The organism is Gemmobacter fulvus, assembly GCF_018798885.1.
Taxonomy (GTDB): Bacteria; Pseudomonadota; Alphaproteobacteria; order Rhodobacterales; family Rhodobacteraceae; genus Gemmobacter; species Gemmobacter fulvus.
This window is the reverse complement of sequence record NZ_CP076364.1, coordinates 72,428-95,540: the sequence shown is the minus strand read 5'-3', so window position 1 is coordinate 95,540 and position 23,113 is coordinate 72,428. Positions and strand designations below refer to the sequence as shown.

Here is a 23,113-nt window from a genome sequence, read left to right as displayed (position 1 = left end):
CTCCTCTGCCTCTCTGGGATCACGCGGCGATTTGCAGCGTGCGGGCGGCAAAGGCGCGCCAAAGCGGATCGACGAGGCGTGCCTCGAGGCGTCGGGCCCGCTGGCGAAGCCGGGCGGCGAGCTCAGCCTCCTGCCAATCGCTGACGCGGGCGACTTGGGCGCGCAGCGCGCTTGCCTCCATGACGACGGCGCGCGCCTCTGCGGCGCTCTGGACCGGGTGGCACCAGGCGACGGTACCGGAGATGGCGACGCCCGCCAGAACCAGCCGATCGTCTCGGTCGAGGATGGCGAGGATCTGGGGAGCGGCCTGGAATTCCATGTGGTCGGCTGCCTTGACGGCACCCTGCATCGCATCGGCCAAGCTCGCGAAGCGGGCGAGAACCATGGGCTGCGCCATACCCGACAGGGCTGCGGCAGGGTTCACATTGGGCAGGGTCAAGGCAAAAGGTTGGTCCGGCGAAAAGGACGACGGGAGAAAGGCAACCGGAAGCTCGGTGGGCGGCAGCATGTTGGAAGCCAGGGGGACATGGTCAAGCATCGGGAGGTCTCCGACGGCGCGGGGGGCCTCTCCTCTCGCTTCAGCCGTCAAAGACAAAACTGCCGCCCTCTTCCTCGAAGGGTGGCGTCGGTGGAGCGGGCTCGTCAGACAGGTCACATCTTGCCCAAGCCCCGCAGCGACAGCTCATAACCCCCGCCGACGATGATGTGGTCGTGCAGCGTCAGACCCAGAAAGCGGCATCCCTTCTGGATTTCTTTGGTCATGGTAAGGTCGGCTTCGGACGGCGTCGGATCCCCGGACGGGTGGTTATGGATCAGGATCAAAGCACTGGCCCCGAGGATCAGCGCCCGCTTGATCACTTCGCGCGGATAGACCGGGACATGGTCGACGGTGCCGACCGCCATTCGCTCGTCCGAAATCAGCCGGTTCTTCCGGTCGAGGTAGAGGACATGGAACCGTTCCTCCGGGCCCCTCACTGTCAGCGCGCAATAGTCGCAGACGGCCTGCCACGACGTCAGCGCCGGATTCCGGTTCAAATAGCGGCCAAGGATTTCGCGGGCCTCGAGGATCACGATTTCTTCTTGCGGGGTCATGGGCGGTGCTTTCGAGAAAAAAGGTACATGCCCTCGCCGAACCGCGGCACGCGGTTGGCGAGGGGTGAAGCCCGGGAAGGGGAAGAGTGGATGTGGAGGTGCAGCAGCCCCCTGCCCCACCGAAGGTGGGAGATGGCAGGCCACGACGCTGGCTCAGCCGACGCGGTCGAGGAGCTTCTTGGCACGACCTTCCATATCGAGGCGTGCATCCTGCTGGGTCTTGTCGCGCGCCAGCCGCGTGATGCCCTGCACGAAGTCGAAGATGCTCTCGGGCGGGCGGCCCTCTTCCATCAGCACCTTCTCGATGATCTTGCCGGACTCGGCCTTCGAAAAGCCGCGTTTGCGCAGGAAGTCATCCCTGTCCTCGTCCGTCCGCGCGACGATCTGCTGCCGCGCCGCCTTGATGCCGTTCACGAAGCCCTGTGGCGAGGAATTGGCAAACCGCGTCAGCGCCGGGGCCGCCTCATGGGCGAAGCGCGACGCGGCGTATTTCGAGTGGCGGATCTTGATCTCCTGAAAATCCTCGACGCCCCAGAGGTTGCGGTTCTGACATACCGCCCGCAGGTAAAAGCTTGCCATGCCAAGGGTCTTCGCCCCGACCTCGGAGTTCCAGCAGTAGAAGCCCCGGAAGTAGAGATCGGGGGAGCCGTCAGGCAGGCGGCCCGCCTCGATTGGGTTGTGATCGTCGACCAGGAACAGGAAGACGTCGCGGTCGGATGCGTAGAGCGTGGTCGTATCGCGGCTGATCTCGACATCGGGGTTGTAGACCCCGGTCGACCAATCGAGCACGCCCGGGACCTTCCAGCGCGTGTCGCCGGTGCCATTGCCCGCGATGCGCTGCACCGCTTCGACCAGTTCATAGTCATGGATGCGACCATAGTCTGGGCCGGTAACGGCACGCAGTTCGGTGCGGCCGTCTTCTGTCTCAAAGGTCTTCACCTGCTCTGCGCGGTGATTGGCCAGACCATACTGCAGGTTGATTCCTGCCAGCGGCGCAGGCAGTTGCCGCAGGTAAGCGGCGGGGGCGCCGACGATGCTGGCAAGCTGCCCGAACGCCCAATGCGTGGGCGCGACAGGTTCATGCGCTTTCGGCAGGACGAGGTGCAGCCGTTCGGCACTGTCGCGCGATGCCTCGACCCTGATTTCGGCCGTCTGCACCACCCGGCTGCGGCTGCGCTCGGACCGTCCCTTCACATTGGCCCAGAGATCATCGAGCGAAAGATACCGCTCGTCGTCGGGCCGGTTGAACCATTCGGACGACACCCGCCCGTTCCGCTCACCCCGACTTACATTCACCTTCCAGCCACCAGTCCGCACCGGCGCAACCGGATCCAGAACTTCCACAACGCCCATCAGCATTCCTCCGTGACAGGCGCCGGGAGCCACTCTCCCGTACCCTCAAACCCGTCACGAACAGCCCAACCTTTCTCTGACTCTGATAGGGTCCGCCAAGGGAGCGACCGGCCTCAACCAGGCGCCAGGCGCCCTGAAGGCCATCTTCCCAACGAGGCCGCGTTCTGGCAATGTTCCAAACTATCTCTCCCAACCCCGATTCCCCGGCTCCCAGATGTGCAATCTCTATTCCCAGACAAAAAGCCAGGACGCGATGCGGCATGTCTTTGACGACATGTGCGAAGAAGACGAGGAGCTGATCGACACCTCCGGCAATCTGCCGCCAATGACCGGGATCTTCCCCGATTATGCCGCGCCGATCATCCGCCATGGTCCACAGGGAGGCTGGCAACTGGCCAAGGCTCGCTGGGGCATGCCGACGCCGCAGGTATTTCTCGAAGGCAAGCGCACCGATCCCGGGGTGACCAATATCCGCAATGTCGCCTCGCCGCACTGGAAGCGCTGGCTTGGGGTGGAACACCGCTGCCTCGTGCCCTTCACCAGCTTTTCCGAGATCGACAGCCGCCCCGGTGCTGCGCGCAACCATCCGGTCTGGTTCGCCCTTGGTCCTGATCGACCGCTGGCCTTCTTCGCGGGCATCCGCACCGAATGGACCTCTGTGCGCAAGTTGAAGGAGGGCGAAGTAACGGCGGAGCTCTTCGGCTTCCTGACCTGCCCGCCCAATGCGGAAGTGGCCCCCGTCCATCCAAAGGCCATGCCGGTCATCCTGACGAAGGCAGAGGACTGGCGCGTCTGGCTGACCGCGCCTGTAGCAGAGTCCCTCAAGTTGCAGCGGCCGCTGGCGGACGGGCTGCTGCAGATCGTCGCGGAAGGGGTGCGGGAAGATGCGGCCTGAACCGACGCCCACCGACCCGTTCGATCTGCAGGCGCGGCGTGTGCACGAGGCAGAGGGGCGCGGCCGCCGTGCCTTTGCGTTGTTTCAGGCGGTGCGGCATCCCGGCCCGCTGGTCTGGATCGCACCCGCCCATATCCCCGAACTACCAATGCTGCGCGGCCTGCCGCGTGGCGTGGGCGAGCGGCTGCACCTATTCCGCCCCTCCGGCGAAACCAATCTGCTCTGGTGTATCGAAGAGGCTTTACGGGCTGACCCGGTCAGCCTGGTCATCGCAGAGCCGGAAAAGCCCCTCTCCTTGACCGCTGGGCGCCGCCTGCAGCTGGCCGCCGAGGCCGGCCGCACCACAGGTCTGATGCTGATCCGCGAAGAAGCAGGCAGCAACGCGACCGAGACCCGCTGGACCTGCGAGCCGCTGGCCAGCCCTTCGCCGGACTCGACTCGGCACCGCTGGACCCTTAATAAGAACAAAAAGGGAACAATTGGAAGCTGGGTCTTGAACTGGAATGGCACGCCGACTGCTGTCCATATGGTTTCCGAGGCTCGCCAGCGACACGAGCCTGCGGACACGGCCCGTTGAGGGGCCCTTTGCTCTGATCCATCGGTCGGGCAATGCCGATCACCTGCATTGCCTGAATACAGCGGCTTCAGCACGAGGTCTCACGCGCGGCACGGCTCTGGCCGATGCTCGCGCCATCTGCCCCGATCTCGCCACCCGCCCGACCGATCTGGCGCGCGAGACTGCGGCCCTCGCCTCCTTACGCCGGTGGGCCGGGCGTTACGCGCCAATGGTGGCGGTCGACGGCGCCGACGGGCTGATGGCCGATATCTCGGGCGTGCCGCATCTCTTCGGCGGCGAAGAAGCACTGCGCGACGACATTGAAGCCCGACTGGAGCGGGCAGGTCTTCACGCCGCCAGCGCCATTGCCGGAACCCGTGGGGCGGCCCATGGGCTGGCGCGTCACGGCGGCGGTATCGTCGCCGACGGGCGCCTCGCCGAGGGGATCGGGCATCTACCGGTCACCGCACTGCGGGTCGATCACGACACCGCTGAGGCGCTGGCGCGGGTCGGCCTCACGCGCATTGCCGATCTGATCCCGCTCCCGCGAGCCCCCCTGGCCCGGCGCTTCGGTCCGGGGCTGGTGTTGCGTCTGGATCAGGCGCTCGGAATGCAGTCCGAGCCCGTGGCGGCCGAGCAGGATGTACCGCATTTCGGGGTCCGGATGACCCTACCTGAGCCGATCGGCCTGCAATCTGATGTGATGGCAGGTCTCGAGCGGCTGCTGGACAGGCTTTGCGCAAAACTGGCCCAACATCGGATGGGCGCGCGGCGTGTGCGGCTGGAGCTGCGGCGGGTAGATCGCGGCGCGACGCATGTCGAGATCGGCCTTGCGCGCCCGATGCGCGACCCTGCCCGGATCGCGGCGCTGTTTGCCAAGGGTGTGGACGAGATCGATTCCGGCTTCGGCATTGATGCGCTGCGACTGTCCGCACCCGTGACTGAAGCCCTTGCCCCAGAACAGATCGGCGGTCGCCCGACGATCCGGCATGAAGATGCCTTGGCGGACCTGCTGTCCTCGGTCGGCAATCGCATCGGCTTTGACCGGGTGCTACGACTTTTGCCCGCCACCAGCCTGATCCCGGAGCGCAGTTTCCTGCTGGCTCACGCCGCCTATACAACACCCGAACCTATCCTGCATCGCGCTGGCGTGGCGCGGCCGATCACCCTCTTTCCGCCAGAGCCGGTGACCGCCGCCTCCGGCTCTCCGCCTGCCAGTTTCCGCTGGCGGCGCATGCGCTTCACCACCCTGCGCGCGACGGGGCCAGAGCGGATCACCCCGGAATGGTGGTTTGACGATCCCGCCTGGCGGGACGGCCTGCGCGATTACTGGCGGATCGAGACGCAGCAGGGCCCGCGCCTCTGGCTGTTCGTGACCCCGCAAGCGCAAGGGTGGAACGGCCCGCAGGATGCGAATAGGCCTGCGCCCGCAGCAGCGCAGAACTGGTACGTTCAGGGGGAGTTCGCATGACCTCCGCCCGTGTCCAGCCCTATGCCGAACTCTGCGTCACCAGCAACTTCACCTTCCTGACAGGGGCATCCCATCCTGAGGAGCTTGTCACCCGCGCCAGCGAACTGGGACTTGCCGCCATCGCCATCACCGACCGCAATTCGGTGGCGGGCGTAGTCCGGGCATTCTCAGCGCTGAAGGAACTGGCCCGGCTGCGCGATGAGGCGAATGCCACGGCCGAGGCCGCGCAGGATGGCCCCACCATTCGCTCGCAGCGCGTGACCGACACCTCCAGCCGCCAGACCGTGCCGCATTTCACCGGCGCGACACCCGCACCCGCCCAGTCAGACTCCCCTCTGCCGAAACTGATTGCGGGGGCGCGGCTGGTGCTGACGGACAGCGCCGTGGAATGGCTCGCCCTGCCCACCGATCTGGCGGCATGGTCGCGACTGACCCGGCTTCTCTCCTTGGGCAAACGCCGCGCACCGAAGGGTGAATGCCATCTGCAGCGGGCTGACCTCACGGAATGGGGGCACGGCATGATCCTGATCGCCCTGCCGCCCGATCCGCTGGACGATGCCAGGCCGAAGAATACACGCAACGATCTGCTGGCCGTCGCCCACAGCTTCCCCGGCCAATGCTTCCTTGGGGCCGCCCCCCGATATGATGGCCGCGATCAGGCCCGCGTCGACCAGCTGGCCTTGCTGGCCCAAGGTGTAAACCTGCCCATGGTCGCGGTGGGCGATGTGCTGATGCACCGCGCCGCCCGTCGCCCCTTGGCCGATGTGCTGAGTTGCCTGCGCCTTGGCTGCACCATCGACAATATCGGCGAACACCGGCTGGCAAATGGCGAGCGCCGCCTGAAATCCGGGGCAGAGATGGCCCGCCTGTTTCACCGCCATCCCGCAGCCCTGCGCCGCACGGTGGAGATCGCAGACCGCTGCGGGTTCCGGTTGAACGATCTGCGCTATCAGTATCCCGACGAGGCGCAGGATGGTGAGCCAGCGCAAGACCGGTTGGAACGCCTCACCCGCGCCGGGCTGCACTGGCGCTATCCGTCCGGGCCGCCGCCGAAGATCGCCCACCGCGTCGAGAAGGAACTGACCCTGATCCGCGAGGTGGACTACGCGCCCTATTTCCTGACCGTGCATGACATCGTCCAGTTCGCCCGCTCAGAGGGCATCCTTTGCCAGGGGCGCGGCTCGGCGGCCAATTCGGTGGTCTGCTACCTCTTGGGTATCACCGAGGTGCCACCCGAGAGCATCACCCTGATCTTCGAGCGCTTCATCAGCAAGGAACGTGGCGAGCCGCCGGATATCGATGTGGATTTCGAACATGAACGCCGTGAAGAGGTGATCCAGTGGATCTACACCCGCTATGGTCGCGAACGCGCCGGGCTGACGGCCACAGTGATCCATTTTCGAAGCCGTGCTGCCATCCGCGAGGTGGGCAAGGTCATGGGTCTGTCGCAGGATGTCATCGCCCGGCTCTCGGGCCAAATCTGGGGCTGGTCCTCGGCTGCCCCCGGCGAGGATCGCTTGCGCGACGCGGGGCTCTCCATTGAGGATCGCCGCGTGCAACTGGCGGTGCAACTGATCGGCCAGATCATTGGCTTTCCCCGTCACCTGTCGCAGCACGTTGGTGGCTTCGTCATCACGCGCGGGCGGCTGGACGAGCTTTGTCCCATCGAAAATGCGGCGATGGACGACCGGACCATCATCGAATGGGACAAGGACGACATCGACGCTTTGGGTCTATTGAAGGTCGACATCCTCGCCCTTGGCATGCTGACCGCGATCCGCAAGGCCTTCACGCTGCTGGCCGATCATCGGGGGCAAAAGCTGACGCTGGCGAACGTCCCGCCCGAGAATATGCCGGTCTATGACATGCTCTGCCGCGCCGATGCCATCGGGGTGTTTCAGGTCGAAAGCCGGGCGCAGCTGAACTTCCTGCCCCGGATGCGACCGCGCAAATTCTATGATCTGGTCTGCGAGGTCGCCATCGTTCGCCCCGGCCCGATTCAGGGAGGCATGGTGCATCCCTTCATCAACCGCCGCATGGGCCGCGAGCCAGTCGAAGACCTAGGCCCCGCCCTGATGGAGGTGCTGGCGCGCACTTACGGTGTGCCGCTGTTTCAGGAACAGGCGATGCAGATTGCCGTGGTCGCCGCAGGCTTCTCGCCGTCCGAGGCAGACCGTCTGCGCCGCTCCCTCGCCACCTTCAAGCGCATGGGCACCATCGGTTCGTTCCGCGAGCGTTTTGTTTCCGGCATGCTGGAACGCGGTTATGATGCTGACTTCGCCGCGCGGTGCTTTGCACAGATCGAAGGGTTTGGCAGCTATGGCTTTCCCGAGTCCCACGCCGCCAGTTTCGCCCGGCTCGTCTATATTTCGGCCTGGCTCAAATGCCACCACCAGGCGGTCTTCACCTGCTCGCTTTTGAACAGCCAACCGATGGGCTTTTATGCCCCGGCGCAGCTGGTGCGGGATGCCCGCGACCATGGCGTCGAGGTCCGCCCCATTTCTGTCAACCATTCCCTCTGGGATTGCACCCTGGAACAGCGCGCCGATGGTGCATTGGCCCTGCGGCTCGGCTTCCGGCAGATCAAGGGCATGCGCGAAGAGGACGCCAGTTGGATCGCCGCCGCGCGCGGCAACGGCTATCCCGATGTCGAAAGTCTCTGGCGCCGGGCGGGCGTGCACCCCGACACGCTGGAGCGCTTGGCCGAGGCCGATGCTTTCACCGCCCTTGGCCTGACCCGCCGCGACGCACTCTGGGCGGCCAAGGCACTGAAGGCCCCTGCCCCGCTGCCGCTCTTCGGCTCGGATGGTGAAGGCGGCAATGAGCCCACGGTCACGCTGCCGCAGATGACGCTGGGCCAGGAGGTGATCGAGGATTACCTATCGCTGCGCCTCAGCTTGCGGGCGCACCCGATGGAACTGCTGCGCGCGCGCTTGCCCGAAAGCCTGCCGCATGACCGGCTGCTTCAGGCCAAAGGACGCATCACCGTCACCGGCCTTGTCATCACCCGCCAGCGGCCCGGCACGGCGTCGGGCGTGATCTTCCTGACGCTGGAGGATGAGACCGGCACCGCAAACGTCGTGGTCTGGAAAAAGGTCTACGAGACCTTCCGCAAGGCGGTGATCGCCGGACGACTGGTCCGCGTACTCGGCCGGATCGAACGCGATGGTCCGGTCACCCATCTGATTGCAGAACGGGTCGAAGATGTATCGCACCTGCTAGCGACCCTGGGACGCCCGGTGATCATCGACGCCAATGACGGCCGTGCCGATGAAACGAAACGCTCCACAGGGGACAGCATCAAGTCCACCGCTCGTCATCCGCGGGAACAGGCGAGAAAGCTCTTCCCGAGTCGGGATTTCCACTGATCAGCGACAAAAGAGAGGCGGAGCACCAAGGCCGCGCAAGGGCCTCAGGATCATTTTCCCGGATTGTCCGAACCATAGCTGATCCCACCGAGAAACTTCCGGTCAAGCTCGGGTTCGTCCCATTTCCCTGCCACAGTCATCCACCGATCCGCCCGATGCAGGAACTCCGGATCGTCGCAGTTGACATGGAAGGTATAGAGTCGGTTGACGATCTCGCGCATCAGATCCCGCATCTGGTCGTCATCAAGATGAGAAACCTCGGATTAGGGAATTCTGCGCCCATCGGCATCAAGCACGAAGACGTCCGAATAATCGCCAGTCCGGGTGGCTGGAACGGTGCCGGCATGGAGAGCCTCCAGTCCGGTATTGCGCACGCACATCATGGCCATGACTTTGGCCAGGCTTGCTGCGATCTGATCTTTGTCTCCCGGGTTCATCCGGGCAGCCTAGCCACGTAAACCCGATGGGGCCAGTTGTTTGACGACGCGGGATGGCTGCTGGTCTGACAGCTGCGCATACACCCCTCCCCTCGCTCTTGCATCAAAGTCAGGCTACGATTGGAATCGGCCAGAATCCGTGAGTGGCAAAAACGTCGAGAAGACCTTCAGGCATGACCCAGCGACCAACGCGCGACGATTGGAACCGGATGAAGGCCGAGCGCCTGGCCAAAGCGTCCGGCGCATCCGGCCGGGTATTTCGTAATCGCCGTTCGCGCGAAACCGACTTCGGGTCAATGTTCCTTCGGGGCTTAATCATTGCCGGCTTCCTCGGGTTCGGGGTGTTTGAGGCAACGGAGCGCTTTCCGGAATATCTCGGCCCCGTCGTCGGAGCGACCAGCCTGCGAACTATAGAAGGACGGGTCAGCCATGTGCGGGACGGCGACACGATCGAGGTGGAAGGCGTACCCATCCGCTTCGGTTCTCTCGATTGCGCTGAAAGGGATACGCAGGAAGGTCAGCGCGCCACAGCACGGATGCGCAGTCTGACTTCTGGAGAGACCCTGACCTGCCATCTGAATGGGCGGTCCAGCTATGACCGCAAGATTGGCAGCTGTCGGCTGACCAATGGCCGCGATCTTGCGGCCGTCATGATGGCGGAGGGTCACTGCCACCGTTTCTGGTGAAACGCCCTATGGTCTTTCCCGCATTCGTCTCGGGAAAGTCGAACCCGGCGGGTTGCCCCGCCGGGCCCAAGGGGGAGACCTCGTTCCTCAGAACGGGATTTCGTCGTCGCGGTCGACCAGCTCGGGGTTTTCGTTCTCAGCCGACTTCGGACGGCTCAGAAAGTCGACCTTCTCGGCGATGATCTCGCAGCCGTAGCGGTCGGTACCGGTTGCGTCGGTCCACTTCGTGTAGTGGATGCGGCCGTGGACGAGGACCTTCATGCCTTTTTCGCAGTGCTCTGCGACGGTCTTGCCGAGACCGTTGAAGCAGGTGATGCGGTGCCATTCGGTGTCCATGACCCGGTAGCCGTTCTCGTCGCGCATCACGCGACCTTCCGAGAGGCGCGGCCGCGAGGTGGCGAGGGTGAAGTTGGTGATCTTGGTGCCGCTTTGGGTCGAGCGCACTTCGGGCTTTTGACCGATGTTGCCGGCGAGGATGACGATGTTCTGCATGGTAAGCTCCTGTTTTTCCTGTCCCTGGGACCGTCCCTTCGACAAGACCCGGAAAAAGCCTGTCGGCTGAGGCGTGCACGGGAGACGGAACGGCGACCGGAAACCTCCAGAGGGCCGGGTGGAGCGGGCAGGTGCCGCGTTTCCAAAGAAACGCTAGCCAACACGGCCCGGACTGACGCGGGGTTGCGTGCCAGAGGCCGAACAGGCTTAGGGGATTGTCAGTCGAAGGGATGGCACCGGGGACAGAGTGATCGGGGGCTCATGCAGAACATGTCTTTCCTCGCCCTGATAAGACGGTAAGCCCGAAGTCCTTACCCCGATTGCGGCTGATCACCTCAGAGCCCTTTTGCTTGCCATTCGCGAACCAGCCCGATCGGAGTTGCGAGCCCGCGCCGTGACGGCTATCCCAAGGGCATCATTTTGGACACGAGGCACTCATGACTGAATTCAACATCGAGGCAATGTCACTCAAGGAGCTCAAAAGCCTGCAGAAGGATCTGACCAAGGCCATTTCCACATTTGAGGACCGGCAGAAAAGCGAAGCCCGCAGCAAGCTCGAGATCATTGCCAAAGAGATGGGCTATTCTCTTGCCGACCTGATCGGCACCGAGGTGAAACCCAGCCGTGCGCCTGCCGCCGCGAAATACCGCCATCCAGAAAACGCGGCCCTCACCTGGTCAGGCCGGGGGCGCAAACCGCTGTGGTTTGTTGCAGCCCTTGACGCAGGCAAATCGCCCGAGGACCTGGCAGTCACCTGACCGCCTGTGCGTGACCGAGCAGTAGGACGTTCGTGTTATAGAAATCCACTTTTGTGAACATGTCGCCTCGGTCATGTTTACAAATCGTAATTCTCCTAACATGAGAAAGCGCCCCTGCCCTAACTGCTTCAGTTTCCTGCCACCGCCTTCTTTGGATTTCCGGATGCCGACACGCCGTCGGCGCCTTGTGCCTGTCAGGCTCTTGAGGAGAGACAGGCGAAAGGCCCGGAGGCGCGTTCGCGCCGTGCCGGGGCCTTCTTGAAGACCGTGGGCATTACGCCCACGGGTCGATCTCAACAAGCACCTGAACCTCGTCGCCGTCGATTTCATCGGCGGGGACGGCACCAAAGGTTCCATCCCCTGCCTGGAAGACGACGATCGAAACCATGAGCGTGGCGGCGAGGGAGGCGGCGAAGGCGTGTGCATCTTTGCGGGACATCTGTTTTGGCTCCTGCTGGGAGGCGAGGGACCATCCCCCGCGCTGACAGGAACCCGCAGGACCAAAGACGGGCTGACATCACCGGGTGCGTTCGGGCTTGCCCCGAATCCGGCCGGCGGCACGGGCTTGCCCGTAGTCCGAGCCCTTGTGGCTTGATCTCGAATACCGGCTTTGGGCCAAGGAAGGGACTGGCAAGCGGGGGATGGTGCCTTGACGCTAAGGAGCCGAATTGTCCCGCCGATGTTCACCCCGCCAGCCTTGCAGACATGCTTTTGGTTGACCGAGGCCTTACTGGGGATGGAGCCTTTGGTGCCCCGCGCAGATGCGCGGGACAGGTTGGTGCTGGATGAGAGGCCCGCGTGCGGCGGGCCCCCTTGGTCTCTGAGAAGGCTCGGGCGGCGATGTCCGCCTTCTGTGCCCTCTACCGTGCGTTTTGAAATTGAGAGTTGGCTATTCGCCGCTGTCGCCTTCGCCCAAGGCGGCAAGCCGAGCGGGCAGGTCCATCCTGACATGCAGGAAGTCAACGACGATCATCCGGTCTGGCGCGGCAATAAAGACCACATAGTGCTGTCCGGAGCGGGCATAACGTAGGTTTTCGGGCAGCGCAGGATCAACCAGTCGACGGCAGTCTTTGGAAGGTGCAGCACCGTCCGCCAGTGCCTGGCACTTTTCGATGAGGTCTTCAGCGTAAGCGTCCGCCTGCCGCCTGCCAAAAGTTTCAACAGTCCAGACCGCGATATCTTTCAGTGCGGCCTCTGCTTGCCGCGTCAACACCCATGGTTTTGGCATCAGGATGCGGACTTTTGCGCCGCTGCAAAGACCCGCCGGATTGCTTCTTCACCCGATCCACGCGCGAAAGCCCCCTCCCGGACTTCAAGCACGCCACGTGTCAGCCGTGAGCGCAGGTCACGGAACTCGGCCTCTTCGCGCTCCAGCAAGCGCAAACCGGCCCGCAGCGCCTCGGAGGCGTTCTGGTAGCGGCCCGAGGCAACCAGATCGTCGATAAGCTTTGACTGGGGTTCGGTCAGAACAACGTTGCGGGTGGCCATGCCGTGATCTCCATTTGATTGGCAATATATGCCAATGGCGCCTATCTGTCGAGAGAGGCTCGACCAAACCGCAAGACGGCAGTGGCCGAGCCAGAAATTAATCCCCTCAGGCGGCGATAGCCGCCTCCCCTGCCCCATCGTCGTCCTCAGCTCCGACCATCTCGAACCGCGCGTTGCGATAGCCCTCCTTGGCTATCCAAAGCTCCGCCGCATTGACCGATACCGCCAGATGCAGCAGCTCAGTGTTGCCACCGAAGTCCAGAAGCACGCGGACCTGCCCCACCTTTGGCTCCTCGATGACTTCGAAGACCAACCGGCTATCCGCCGAATGGCTGCGCATGATGGTAACGAGGATGACCCCGTCCGAGGAGAAGTTCCCCTCATGCAGCGTAAAGGACGCTGGAGCCGTCCATGTCGGAAAGGGTCGCGGCGGCTCTTTCTTCACCAGGCGGCCAACACCGTTGGACCGTTCCCAGGCTGCCAACTTTTTGGTGAAGCGCGCAGGCGGCTTTGGACTGCCGTCGGTGTAACGAATGAGCGCGCCCAAAGGCGCTTGGTCGATGATTGTGTTTGCGGACATGATTCCTCATCTTGAATGCGAGCATTCGCACCCATCATATTGATATTGTTGTCTTTTGTGTTGAAAAAGGGCGGGTTTCCCCGCCCTCGGGGGCTCAGATCACTCCGCAGCCATCATCGCGGTGCTTGCCACGGGCAAATCGACCGTCAGGAAGGCTGGCAAGTCGATTTCAGCGTCAATGTCAGCAGCGCCCAAGGCTTCTTCGCTCAAATCCCCCTGCCCTTCTGCCGCGGCATCCCCGTCCAGAGCGGCAAGATCAGCGCGCCGCAGAACCTCCGGCAACCAACCGCTGCCCTTGAGCAAGCGCTCGGCTTCCGTTGCCATCTCACCCTTCTTCAGATGGTCTAGCAACTGCGCGGTGCCCTCTCCCTTCGCCTCACGTACGGCCTCAAGGATACGCGCCTTGGGAACCCGGTTCAGATAGTTGTCCGCGGTCGGCTCCCAGCCTGCCGCGACCATGTCGAGATCGATTGCTTGGGCTACGATCTCAGACTGCGTCATGCGGCGGGTCAACCCGCTGGCCGAGATGCCCGCACCGTAAGGGTTCACCTTCTCATGCACCGCGTTGATCCCGAAGCTCAGGCAATGCGCCAGCAGAGCCAGACGGCTGGCCTGATCGAGGGCCGAGAGATAATCCCAGAGCACGGCATCGTCGCCAAGCGGCAGATCGGCCTCCCAGGCAGAATGACGATCGTCCACTGCCTTGGCCACCGGACTGTCCTTCAGATCAGACGCCTGAACCGACATGTGGACCGTGCGCACAGAAGCCTCGAGGCAACTGCCCGAAGCCCCGGAACTGCGGAAAGTGTCATTGACCAGCTTCATCAGCAGCAGCGTCAGGGCGACCTCGGGCGAACGCCCAATCGCCTCCCGCAACGCAAGGGTGCGATGGGCGGTCAACTCCATGACCAGACGCTCAGGCAAAGGCTTCAACGCGCCATCATCCTCATCGTCTGGAAGACCGGCACTGAACGGCTGCCCCCTAGAAGTGATGACGGTGGCCGCAGACGGACCACAGGGAAGCTGATAGCCGGAGACACCGACATCAACCCCCTGCCCTGCCCCACCCAGCTCATCGCCGAAGTTGGCCACGGTCTCTTCGCGAAGCTCGTCCTCCGGCCGGACATAGCCGCGATAGACAGCAAAGTTGCCATCCCGATCCAGCGTCATGAATACGCCGGCGCGACCAACTTCTGCTGCATCAAAGATCAGCGGACGCTGCTCAAAGGCTTCCATGGCAGCTTCCAACTCGCCAAGCCGGGTGTCGATCTCCTCGGGGTATTCGTCCTGACCAGAGTGTTCTTCTTCAAGTGCGCGATACTCAGTGAGCGACTTAGCGTGCTCTGCAGCTTCATCCGCGCTGAGCGACGTCGGTTCACCAACCAGACGCCGCAGACCGTGGCTATAGCCGTAGGGCAGATCGGTTGACACCTCTATCCATTTCCAACCCTCAGCAGCAATTGCCTGCGCCTCTGCTTGCAGCTTGTCCGCGACCAAACGGTCGAGCAGGGCAGGGTCCTCCAGCCAGCCGCCATCATCACCTTGGAAGAGGTCGCGCAGGACGACTCCACCCGCTGCCTCATAGGCATCAATACCGACAAAGACCGCGCGCCGATCCGAAGCCCGCACAGAGGTTTCCGTCAACATGCGACGGATCGAATAAGGCTCCTTGTTCCACGAAGCCTTCACAGCGTCCCAGACCTGCACCTGACGCGCGTGATCCGGGTTCACCGTGAAGGCCATCAGCTGTTCCAGCGTCATGCCATCCTCGGCATAGACCTCGAGTAGGGCAGGGGCCACGGATGCGAGCTTCAGCCGCTGCTTCACGATCTGCGGCGTCACGAAGAAGGCCGCCGCGATAGCCTCCTCACCCTGACCCTTCTCTTTCAAAGCAACAAAAGCGCGGAACTGATCGAGCGGGTGCAAGGCAACGCGCTGCATGTTCTCAGCCAACGAGTCGTCCTCGGCCAGAATATCTGATGTCACATCACGCAACACACAAGGCACAGGCGCCGTCTTCGCCAATCGTTTCTGCTTCACCAGCAGCGACAGCGCCTGGAACCGCCGACCGCCAGCCGGGATCTCGAACTTGCCGGTCTCAACGCCATCTGCATCCAGCACTGGCCGCACGCTCAGGCCTTGCAACAAACCGCGGCGGGCGATGTCCTCGGCCAACTCTTCAACCGACACACCGGCTTTGATGCGCCGGACGTTGGACTGGCTCAGCACCAGCTTGTCAAAGGGGATGTCCCGTGAGGACGACAGGGTGATCTTCTGGGCAGCTTGGGCCATCAGGTCTTCTCCACGACGGGCGCCGGGAGCCACTCTCCCGATCTCACTTCCCATCACCCTCAAACCAACCATTCTCTCACTTCCCTACTGGACATAGGTGGCAACGACAGCGCGCCAGACCGACAGGGCGGCGCGTTTTAGGTTGGTAATCTATGTACCAACGCAAAGTTGGCCATGGCCAACTTTTGTCTTGGTGCAACCGGCTAGGATCCTCAAAAGGTAGCTATCAGGGCTTTTGACTTGGTCGATCTTGCAGGCCATCTGATCTGCCACCTGAATCGTCTCTGCCAGGCCAAGCAAAGATACCGCCCTACCCAGCAGAGCGCTGTCTACTCTCAACATCTTACCAAACTCAAATAGCAGCTGTAGGAGGCCGTGTTCTGTGGTGGGGTGGTCTGGATAAAAGGCCGGGATTTCGGTCAAGCAAGCCCACAGCTCTGTCATCGAGCGCGGTAAGGCTTTTTTTGTATATGATTTTTGAGTCTCTTTGTGCCGGACATTTTGTCCGTCTGAGGCGGTCGTTTTGTTCGAGTTAGAAGACGGTGCTTGCTCTTGGCGTTGTTCGTGTTCCGGATCGTTGGCCGTGGCCAACTCTTCAAAATGCGGTACGCTTGGAGCGACGACCTTACTCTGCAGGATGCATTTAAGTCTGCTGATGACGCTGCTTGCCTGAAGTACAGTTACTCCGGTTCGACGCATAAAGTTGCGGGCAGCTTCGACGAACTCTAAGGCCTCGCCTTGCAGGCAAAGGGAGAGGCATTCACCGCGCAGTTTTTGGATGTAGGCTTTCATGCCTCGAAGTTCGTCGGCTTCCTGACGATGTTTCTGAGACAGTGCAAGGATTTCACCAGACCGTACGAGCAGGGGCGACAAGTCGATGCCAAACGCGCCGATGACTTTACCGTTGCGCATAATTGGGAATCGTTTGCCGTTGGAGCTGTCACGCCGTTGGATCAGCTTCGCAGCTTCAAGTTTCTCAAGGTGCCGCCGAAGTTGCCTGTCCGTTATGCCTTTCGCGCGAAAACATAAAGTGTCGTTGCAAGCGAACACGGTCAGCAGGGTGAGTGGCGTGATTGTGCTGTCATTCCCGGTTTTCGGATCGTTGCAGGGAAGGCAGCTCAAGAGTGCGTCAAGCACAACGACTGAAGACGGCCGCAGGCTCAGTGCGCGACTTGCGGTGTTGACCGCCGCCATAAGCGCGCGCCGCGTTACAGGTACGAAGTGTGGCTGGTGTTCGATCGTGCCAATACCGGCGAAAGAATCGAAGATTGAAGGCGCACAACCCAACTGTGCCTCGACCTCGATGGTCGTGACTGCTTTTTGTTCCATCTGTTTTCAGACAGCAAAAGGATACCGGTCACCGAAATCGGTGTTGCAGTGATTCGATTTTTTGGGTACCAATAGATTGCGAGTAAATCGGGACCCTCTGGAGTGCTTCACCGCCTTCGGGGGGTTTCTTTTTGCGCTACGTCTGCCTCCTTTTTGATTGTTTCTTGCCTGTTTGATCAGGGTTGACCATGGCCAACCCTATAAAAATCAATCACTTAACCGTTTCGGCGTCATGATTTTTCTTTCCACTCCTTGTAGAGGCGCTCAAGCTGCGTCTCCACGAAGTTGATGAACCCTCGCTCCTTTTTGTCGGAAACCTCGATCAAAAGACGCTGGCCTTTGGACCTGAAAGCCACCGAAGTTGCGGGCATCTTGTTGAGCGGGGCAGGGGAGGGTCCCTTAGCGGCAGACTCCGATGCGTTCTGCTGTGCATCCGCAACCTTCTGCAGCGCATCGATGACAGCGCTGAGCTTCTCGGCCGCGGTGCCTTCTTCAGGAACAAGCAAGAGGACAGAACTGTCTGAAGGGGCGTTTTCGGTTTTGACCAGACGACGCAGTTCCAACCATGGGCGACGGCCTGCTTCATGCGCGGCACCAATTTTGTAGATCACTGCGTCGGGCACGTCTCGGGCAACGCCAATCAGCTTGCTTAGCGTTCCCTTGTCGACAGCTAGCACATCGCCGATCTCGGCCCGGGTGAAGCCCTGGTCCTCCAGCTTGGTGGCGAAGATGGCTTGTTCGATGAAGCTGCGCTCTAGGCGCGCAGAGTTTTCCAGGGCCTGCGAGACAAGCGCCTCGCGGTGGTCCATTTCCTTGACATAAGCCTTGACCTTGATCCCAAGCACTCGGCACGCGGCAATTCTGCGGCGTCCGTAAACTACCTCATAGCGAGGGCCAGGGCCGCGGCGGTAGCGGAGCAGGGCAGGGAGCTGTTGTCCTGATGTCCTGATGGACTCGATCAGATCATCGAGCCCTTCTGATACGTCAAAACGATCCGCGATTTCAGAATCGCCGATCTCATTGACATCCACGTCCTGGGCTGCCTGTGCCGAGACCTGAGAAAGGACGTCTGACATGCTCTTCAGGGAACGAGGCGAGCTTTCGTCCACCTTCGACCCGGCCTCGGCAGCAATCAAAGGCTTTGAGCCCATTTGTGCTAGGCTCTTGGCAAGAAGATCACGCTTCATTTGTGCCCCCTCGACCCCATGCTGACTGGATCATCTTTTCAATGTCATTTGAAAAGCTCATCACCGACTCTAGGGCTCGCTCATAAGTCTTTCGGTTCTTGGTCGTAGCGAGGTCCACTTCGAAGATTGTCTTCTGCGAAAGGCCGGCCTCGCTAACCGCCGAAGACTTCACGAAGGGCGTCTTGATCACACTGTCGCCTAGCAATTGCCTGAGCCATTCAGACAAGTCCTGCTGCGTGCTGATAGCGGTGTCGAAGCGCGTCAGGAGGTAGGCGAAATTGTCATACGCGCCGATGCCACCGTTCGAGTACAGGACTTCCAACACGCCCGACGCCATCGTCAGGAACTGGCTGGCCGAGGCCAGGTCGACACGCTCAGGGATGATGGTCATGAGAAGCGACGTCGATGCACAGACCGCCGCCATCGTCAGATAGCCAAGCTGAGGCGGGCAGTCGATTAAAACGATGTCATAATCGTCTTCAACCTGTCGTAGCGAGTCGCGGATCCGATTGAAGAAGACAGGTTGTTCGCCACGGCTCAGCGCGGTTGGAGTTTCGGTTTCGAATTCCGATAGCATGATCCCGCCGGGCACTAGATCGAGGTTCGGGAAGTAGGTCTTGCGCAAAACTTCCACGATAGGCACCCGGGACGTTTCGCCATCGTTGTAGCGAATTGCATCATACAGCGTGCCGCCGTGACGGAAGTCGATCTCTGGCTGGTATCCAAAGAAGGTCGTCAGTGAGGCCTGAGGGTCTGCATCGACCAGACACACACGGTATCCACGCAGGGCCAGTCTCATCCCGAGAGTCACGGTGGTCGTAGTTTTGCTGGATCCGCCCTTGAAGTTGACGGTTGACCAGATCTGAAGCTTGTCACCTTGTCGCCGACCGGGAAGGAACTGAAACGGATCCTTTGCATTCTGAGCCAGAATGTTGCGGATCTGGAGAATGTTCTCGGCGGAATAAAGGCGCTTGTTACCCGGTCCCTGTTCGACTTCTGGAATTCTGCCGTCGAAATGCGCCTTGCGCAGATAGCCGTCGCTCACCCGCAACAACTCTCCGACTTCTGCGCTTGTGAAGGCGCGGAGTGTCTTTTCTTCCTTCGGTGCCAGAAAAAGCTTCGACATATGTTCAAGGGCTTCAGAAAGCCGCTCTGCGTCTGCCTTGAGCTTGTCATGCAACACTTGGTGCATCATAATTCGCCTGTCTCGAGACATCTCTTAAGCGTTACCCGTGATCTGCAGTCGATCGGTGCCAGCAGGAACGCAGTGGACGTCGTTTTCTTAGTTTTCGCGTTACAGATATGACGCCCGTCGGGAAGAAACTCAAGGCAAATCTTGTGCAGCTATCTTGTGCTTTCTGCGGACCATGGCACCATATGATGCGAAAAGGCTAAAGTGACCTGTTAAAGATTGGGTGTAGTGTATTGTAAAGATTACAGAAAATGTCGCGAGACTTATCCACAGGACCCGACGCCCTTGAGCCCAAGCGTGATGCTTGGAAAATCTCTGACCAGGCTCAGTAACGCTGTAGCAGACCTGACCACGGCAATCGTGTTCGCGTGAGCATCGCAATCGATTCTTCGTCTGAGCCCGTCGGTAGAATGCCTTTTGGCCTATTGGGCACCGAAAAGCGTTACCTACTACAACAGTCTCAACTTCTTCGCCCGCTCCAAGATCATCTTGACCGATGACGGCTCCCACTTGCTGCGGCCCCTAGGTGTCCGTTCGCGCATGGTCTCTAGCCGGTCGCAGATGGCTTGAAGAGTCATCTTGGGATCTGCGCCTTTGATGCCCGCGACGATGGCGGGCAGGCGATCATCTTTGTCGGATGCGGTGGCACGGGAAAGGACAGTGTCTGGCAGCAGGCCTTCGCGGACGAAGGTTTTGGCAGCACGGATCAGGCGGGGCAGGGACCAAGGCTGCGCCTCGCTCGGCAGACCTGAATTGACGATGCGCAGCACGTCTTCCCATGGCAGGCCCGGTCTCAGACGGCGCACCTCCGGCACCCATTGGTCGGCATTGGCGTTCAGTTTATGGAAATGGCTTTCCACTCGCGCGGCCCTTGCCTTGCGGATTGCCACGGGGTCGCCAGCCTTTAGGCCTGGGTTGCCGCCAACCCGCCCTTCTGCCTTGGCAGATCGCAACCCGGCCTTGGTGCGCTCGCGTATCAAGGCCCGTTCAAACTCGGCGGCTGCGCCCAGAACCTGCAAGGTGAACTTGCCCTGAGGCGACGCCGTGTCGATTGGATCCTGCAAGGACCGGAAATGTGCGCCTTTCGCCTCCAGCCGCTCGATGATTTCCAAGAGGTGAGAAAGCGAGCGGGCAAGGCGGTCGATCCGAACCACGACGAGCGTATCGCCGATGCGCAGCTGATCCAGCACGCGCGCCAGAACTGGCCGCGTGCGACTGCCGCCAGATGCTTGTTCCTCCACTATTTCCACGCAGCCTGCGGAGCGCAGCTCCTGAACTTGGGGCAGGGCGGTTTGATCTTCGGTTGGAGTGAACCCCTCGGGCTGGACCACAGGAGCCTGAAGATCTGATACGCTGAACGGGCCTTGTTTGGAGAAGGCTCATGACATCACGAGGTCCCTACCGTCGACATTCGACCGCATTCAAGCTGCAGCTCTGCCAAGATATCCGGGCCGGCGTCATCGGGCGACGCGATGCGCAACGCAGCCATAACATCTCTGCCAACCTCATCCAGCTTTGGCTGACCCAGTTCGACCGTGGCGAGCTGACGGACGAGGAGGCCGAAGCCAGCGTCATCGCCGAATACGAGGCCCGCATCGCAGCCCTCGAGCGCAAGGTGGGCCAGCTCACGATGGAGCTGGATCTTGCCAAAAAAACACCGCGGATGCCGACCGCCAACAACAGCGAGAAGTCCTTCGTGATCAGCGGCCCCGCACCTGCTCCATCAGGCGGGGGTGCAAAGCCATGAACCTGCCTCGCAGCACCTATTATTACCGCCCCGCCGCCAAGGCCGAAGGGCTTACAGACGCTGAACTCACGGCCATCATCGAAGACATCCAGGATGAACTGCCATGCTACGGCTACCGCCGCGTGACCCATGAGCTTCGTCGCCACGGGTTTGTAGTCAATCACAAGAGGATAGCACGGGTGATGCGGGAGGCGGGACTTGGCATCAAACCCCGCAGGCGCTTTGTCAGAACGACGGACAGCAGGCACGATTCCCCAATATTCCCGAACCTTTACGGCAACATCATCCCTGATCACCCGGACAGGGTTTGGGTCGCAGACTTCACCTACATCCGCGTTGCGACAGGGTTCTGCTATCTGGCGGTCATTCTGGATGCCTGCAGCCGCAAAGTTGTCGGTTATGCGCTGTCGCAGCGTCTCGACACGCCCTTGGCACTTGCGGCTCTGCACTCGGCCGTGGCCAACCGAAACCCTCCCGAAGGCTGTCTCCATCATACGGATAGGGGTTGCCAATACGCATCTCAAACCTATCGCGATGCTCTTCAGGCCGCAGGTCTGCGCGGTTCCATGAGCAGCGTCGGAAACCCCTATCACAACGCACAGGCCGAAAGCTTCATGAAGACGCTGAAGGTCGAGGAAGTCTACAGGGCCGGATACGAAACCTTCGCCGACGTCGCGGCCCGCTTGCCCAAATTCATCGAGCAGGTTTACAACTCGAAGAGACTGCACTCCGCCCTCGGCTACCGAACCCCCGAGGAATTCGAAACCCTATTCGCCCAAAAGGCGGCTTAGCTCAGATGGCACCCCTATGGTCCAGCCCGAGGGGTTCACTCCAGTTCGGGTTGGTCAGTCGTCCCGCGCAGCAGGGGGTGTCGACGGATCCATGCGCTCAAACTCGAAATGCAGCAGCGAATCTGCATTCGACACTGGCTTTCAGGGCCGCTTTGAATCCGTCATAGCCTTTGTCGCGACCCTTCTTGCCCTGTTTGAACTGGCCCTTAAACGGCCAGACGAGCGCGCCCAAAAAGGTTTCGACATTGTCCAGATGCGTGGTTACATCGGGATTGGCAGTCAGCACTGAGATATGACGACTGCAGAACTGGCCTGAGCGGAACAGCGTGGCGGCCCATTCCAGCCTGGCCTGCTGGCTGGCCGCTGAGACCGTGGACCCAAAGAACTTGCCGGCCATCTTCAGCTCCAGCCGGGTTCCGACCTGGGCCACCCCGTCGAATTGGGAGAAATTGTTCCATCCCCAAAGGTCGGAAAGTCGGACAGCACCTCCCAGACCTATTGCGGTGTAGAGTCGATCTGGATGGTGTTGGCGATGACGATGCTCATGGCTGTGGACCTTAATGACTGGGGCTTCCGGCAGTTTGCTGGCGGCTCGCAGACCCTCAAGAAACGACAGGATGCGTGGCGCGACAAGCTCGGGCATCTCGGTATGGGGGTAGTGCCCGGCACCGTCTACGATCATCGTCTCGGCATTCAGCTTGCCGGCCAGCATCCTCGCCTCTTCCATCGCATCGGCAAATTACGGATCGTTGGTGCCCATGACGACCAGCGACGGCACGCGGGTCTTGTCAAGGATGGCCTCCGTTTCGGCCTTGGACAGCGCGAGCATCGCCCGCAGCGCATCCATGCGGCCCGGTTCGCGCAGGTTCTGAGTGATGGCGGCCATGACCTGCGCCTGATCGGCCGGTTTGTGCGTGGGGAACAGGCTGTCCCAGTACATCGTCCAGAACTCGACGCGCCACGGCCCCGCGAAACCCACCAGCAGCGACAGTTTCTGAGCCAGAGAAGCTTCCAGATCCCGCACGATCGGCCCCAGGAGCACCACGCCATTCACAATCTCGGGCGCATCCTGCGCGGCCCAAAGCGCTGACCCTGCGGCAAACTAGTTGCCAAAAATGGTCGCTTGCACCGCGCGAAGGTGTCTCAGCACCGCCACTGCATCACGGCCCACGGCGCGAGCGGAAAAGTCATCCCACTTGGCCGATGTGTCGCCAAAGCCGCAGGCATCGATGGTGATCGCCCGGTAGCCCGCCTGAATGAAGGCGGTTAAATCCTCAACGTGTGCCGGGCCGAGAAGGCCCCTATGCCGGATAACTTCGGCCGGGGAGTTGCGCGCGGACACAATCAGTAGGAGATTGGCTTTCTGGAAAGCCGCGCAAGAAGCATATGGAGCCGCAGC

Annotated in this window: 25 protein-coding genes; 8 read left to right on the top strand and 17 right to left on the bottom strand. The window is 61.5% G+C overall.

The window, feature by feature from the left end; genetic code table 11:
- Nucleotides 1–19: 19 nt before the first annotated feature.
- The 3 genes from KM031_RS20455 to KM031_RS20445 form a co-directional block, all read right to left on the bottom strand.
- Nucleotides 20–538, bottom strand: coding sequence for a DNA repair protein RadC (locus tag KM031_RS20455; protein WP_215507766.1), 519 nt, complete (start codon nucleotides 536–538; stop codon nucleotides 20–22).
- A 113-nt stretch (nucleotides 539–651) separates the two neighbouring features.
- Complete coding sequence (locus KM031_RS20450; RefSeq protein WP_215507764.1) at nucleotides 652–1,092, bottom strand: JAB domain-containing protein; 441 nt, start codon at nucleotides 1,090–1,092, stop codon at nucleotides 652–654.
- A gap of 153 nt (nucleotides 1,093–1,245) precedes the next feature.
- Nucleotides 1,246–2,445 carry a DUF932 domain-containing protein gene (locus tag KM031_RS20445; protein ID WP_215507762.1) on the bottom strand — a complete coding sequence of 400 codons (1,200 nt, stop codon included), beginning with the start codon at nucleotides 2,443–2,445 and terminating at the stop codon, nucleotides 1,246–1,248.
- A 214-nt stretch (nucleotides 2,446–2,659) separates the two neighbouring features.
- Between KM031_RS20445 and KM031_RS20440 the strand changes: the two genes are divergently transcribed.
- Genes KM031_RS20440 through KM031_RS20425 form a run of 4 tightly spaced genes read left to right on the top strand, consistent with a single transcriptional unit; the run spans nucleotide 2,660 to nucleotide 8,735 of the window.
- Complete coding sequence (locus tag KM031_RS20440; RefSeq protein WP_215507760.1) at nucleotides 2,660–3,340, top strand: SOS response-associated peptidase; 681 nt, start codon at nucleotides 2,660–2,662, stop codon at nucleotides 3,338–3,340.
- Nucleotides 3,330–3,917: an ImuA family protein gene (locus KM031_RS20435; RefSeq protein WP_215507758.1), complete on the top strand. Its 588-nt coding sequence runs from the start codon at nucleotides 3,330–3,332 to the stop codon at nucleotides 3,915–3,917. Before KM031_RS20440 ends, KM031_RS20435 begins: the two co-directional genes overlap by 11 nt.
- Complete coding sequence (locus KM031_RS20430) at nucleotides 3,844–5,367, top strand: Y-family DNA polymerase (RefSeq protein WP_215507756.1); 1,524 nt, start codon at nucleotides 3,844–3,846, stop codon at nucleotides 5,365–5,367. Before KM031_RS20435 ends, KM031_RS20430 begins: the two co-directional genes overlap by 74 nt.
- Nucleotides 5,364–8,735 carry an error-prone DNA polymerase gene (locus KM031_RS20425; RefSeq protein ID WP_215507754.1) on the top strand — a complete coding sequence of 1,124 codons (3,372 nt, stop codon included), beginning with the start codon at nucleotides 5,364–5,366 and terminating at the stop codon, nucleotides 8,733–8,735. Before KM031_RS20430 ends, KM031_RS20425 begins: the two co-directional genes overlap by 4 nt.
- A 50-nt stretch (nucleotides 8,736–8,785) precedes the next feature.
- Here KM031_RS20425 and KM031_RS20420 read toward each other — a convergent pair whose 3' ends face one another.
- The gene (locus tag KM031_RS20420) at nucleotides 8,786–8,968 is read right to left on the bottom strand and encodes a hypothetical protein (protein ID WP_246567431.1); all 183 of its coding nucleotides are present in this window, start codon (nucleotides 8,966–8,968) and stop codon (nucleotides 8,786–8,788) included.
- Between the two features lie 30 nt (nucleotides 8,969–8,998).
- A complete protein-coding gene (locus tag KM031_RS20415) occupies nucleotides 8,999–9,172 on the bottom strand; it encodes a hypothetical protein (protein WP_246567429.1) in 174 nt (57 codons plus the stop codon).
- A gap of 173 nt (nucleotides 9,173–9,345) precedes the next feature.
- Here KM031_RS20415 and KM031_RS20410 point away from each other — a divergent pair, with 173 nt between their 5' ends.
- Entirely contained in the window at nucleotides 9,346–9,858 is a 513-nt protein-coding gene (locus tag KM031_RS20410) for a thermonuclease family protein (protein WP_215507752.1), read from the top strand.
- Nucleotides 9,859–9,945: 87 nt separating this feature from the next.
- Here KM031_RS20410 and KM031_RS20405 read toward each other — a convergent pair whose 3' ends face one another.
- Nucleotides 9,946–10,350 carry a single-stranded DNA-binding protein gene (locus KM031_RS20405; RefSeq protein WP_028030787.1) on the bottom strand — a complete coding sequence of 135 codons (405 nt, stop codon included), beginning with the start codon at nucleotides 10,348–10,350 and terminating at the stop codon, nucleotides 9,946–9,948.
- Nucleotides 10,351–10,787: 437 nt separating this feature from the next.
- Between KM031_RS20405 and KM031_RS20400 the strand changes: the two genes are divergently transcribed.
- Nucleotides 10,788–11,108 (top strand): H-NS histone family protein, encoded by a 321-nt coding sequence (locus tag KM031_RS20400; RefSeq protein WP_215507751.1) that lies wholly within the window; start codon nucleotides 10,788–10,790, stop codon nucleotides 11,106–11,108.
- Nucleotides 11,109–11,382: 274 nt separating this feature from the next.
- Here KM031_RS20400 and KM031_RS20395 read toward each other — a convergent pair whose 3' ends face one another.
- The 9 genes from KM031_RS20395 to KM031_RS20355 form a co-directional block, all read right to left on the bottom strand.
- Nucleotides 11,383–11,547, bottom strand: a complete 165-nt coding sequence (locus KM031_RS20395; RefSeq protein ID WP_165375273.1) for a hypothetical protein — start codon at nucleotides 11,545–11,547, stop codon at nucleotides 11,383–11,385.
- 450 nt (nucleotides 11,548–11,997) lie between these two features.
- A complete protein-coding gene (locus KM031_RS20390; RefSeq protein WP_119136406.1) occupies nucleotides 11,998–12,336 on the bottom strand; it encodes a type II toxin-antitoxin system RelE/ParE family toxin in 339 nt (112 codons plus the stop codon).
- On the bottom strand, nucleotides 12,336–12,596 hold the full coding sequence (locus tag KM031_RS20385) for a type II toxin-antitoxin system ParD family antitoxin (RefSeq protein WP_215507749.1): 261 nt from the start codon (nucleotides 12,594–12,596) through the stop codon (nucleotides 12,336–12,338). Before KM031_RS20385 ends, KM031_RS20390 begins: the two co-directional genes overlap by 1 nt.
- A gap of 106 nt (nucleotides 12,597–12,702) precedes the next feature.
- The gene (locus KM031_RS20380; protein WP_215507747.1) at nucleotides 12,703–13,176 is read right to left on the bottom strand and encodes a UCP036055 family protein; all 474 of its coding nucleotides are present in this window, start codon (nucleotides 13,174–13,176) and stop codon (nucleotides 12,703–12,705) included.
- Between the two features lie 99 nt (nucleotides 13,177–13,275).
- Entirely contained in the window at nucleotides 13,276–15,468 is a 2,193-nt protein-coding gene (locus tag KM031_RS20375) for a ParB/RepB/Spo0J family partition protein (protein WP_215507746.1), read from the bottom strand.
- A gap of 150 nt (nucleotides 15,469–15,618) precedes the next feature.
- Entirely contained in the window at nucleotides 15,619–16,797 is a 1,179-nt protein-coding gene (locus tag KM031_RS20370) for a helix-turn-helix domain-containing protein (protein ID WP_246567426.1), read from the bottom strand.
- A 230-nt stretch (nucleotides 16,798–17,027) separates the two neighbouring features.
- On the bottom strand, nucleotides 17,028–17,984 hold the full coding sequence (gene repB / locus KM031_RS20365) for a plasmid partitioning protein RepB (RefSeq protein WP_215507744.1): 957 nt from the start codon (nucleotides 17,982–17,984) through the stop codon (nucleotides 17,028–17,030).
- On the bottom strand, nucleotides 17,974–19,176 hold the full coding sequence (gene repA, locus KM031_RS20360; RefSeq protein WP_246567424.1) for a plasmid partitioning protein RepA: 1,203 nt from the start codon (nucleotides 19,174–19,176) through the stop codon (nucleotides 17,974–17,976). The genes repB and repA overlap by 11 nt, the downstream gene beginning before the upstream one ends.
- A gap of 449 nt (nucleotides 19,177–19,625) precedes the next feature.
- A complete protein-coding gene (locus KM031_RS20355; RefSeq protein WP_215507742.1) occupies nucleotides 19,626–20,507 on the bottom strand; it encodes a recombinase family protein in 882 nt (293 codons plus the stop codon).
- Between the two features lie 50 nt (nucleotides 20,508–20,557).
- Here KM031_RS20355 and KM031_RS20350 point away from each other — a divergent pair, with 50 nt between their 5' ends.
- Both KM031_RS20350 and KM031_RS20345 read left to right on the top strand, forming a co-directional pair.
- Nucleotides 20,558–20,923: a hypothetical protein gene (locus tag KM031_RS20350; RefSeq protein WP_246567528.1), complete on the top strand. Its 366-nt coding sequence runs from the start codon at nucleotides 20,558–20,560 to the stop codon at nucleotides 20,921–20,923.
- Nucleotides 20,899–21,714, top strand: coding sequence for an IS3 family transposase (locus KM031_RS20345; RefSeq protein ID WP_260692143.1), 816 nt, complete (start codon nucleotides 20,899–20,901; stop codon nucleotides 21,712–21,714). Before KM031_RS20350 ends, KM031_RS20345 begins: the two co-directional genes overlap by 25 nt.
- 97 nt (nucleotides 21,715–21,811) lie before the next feature.
- On the opposite strand, the gene KM031_RS20340 is transcribed toward KM031_RS20345, so the two are convergent.
- Nucleotides 21,812–22,426, bottom strand: coding sequence for an SRPBCC family protein (locus KM031_RS20340; RefSeq protein ID WP_215507795.1), 615 nt, complete (start codon nucleotides 22,424–22,426; stop codon nucleotides 21,812–21,814).
- 27 nt (nucleotides 22,427–22,453) lie between these two features.
- The gene (locus KM031_RS20335) at nucleotides 22,454–22,768 is read right to left on the bottom strand and encodes a hypothetical protein (protein ID WP_260692224.1); all 315 of its coding nucleotides are present in this window, start codon (nucleotides 22,766–22,768) and stop codon (nucleotides 22,454–22,456) included.
- Nucleotides 22,769–23,113: the final 345 nt, after the last annotated feature.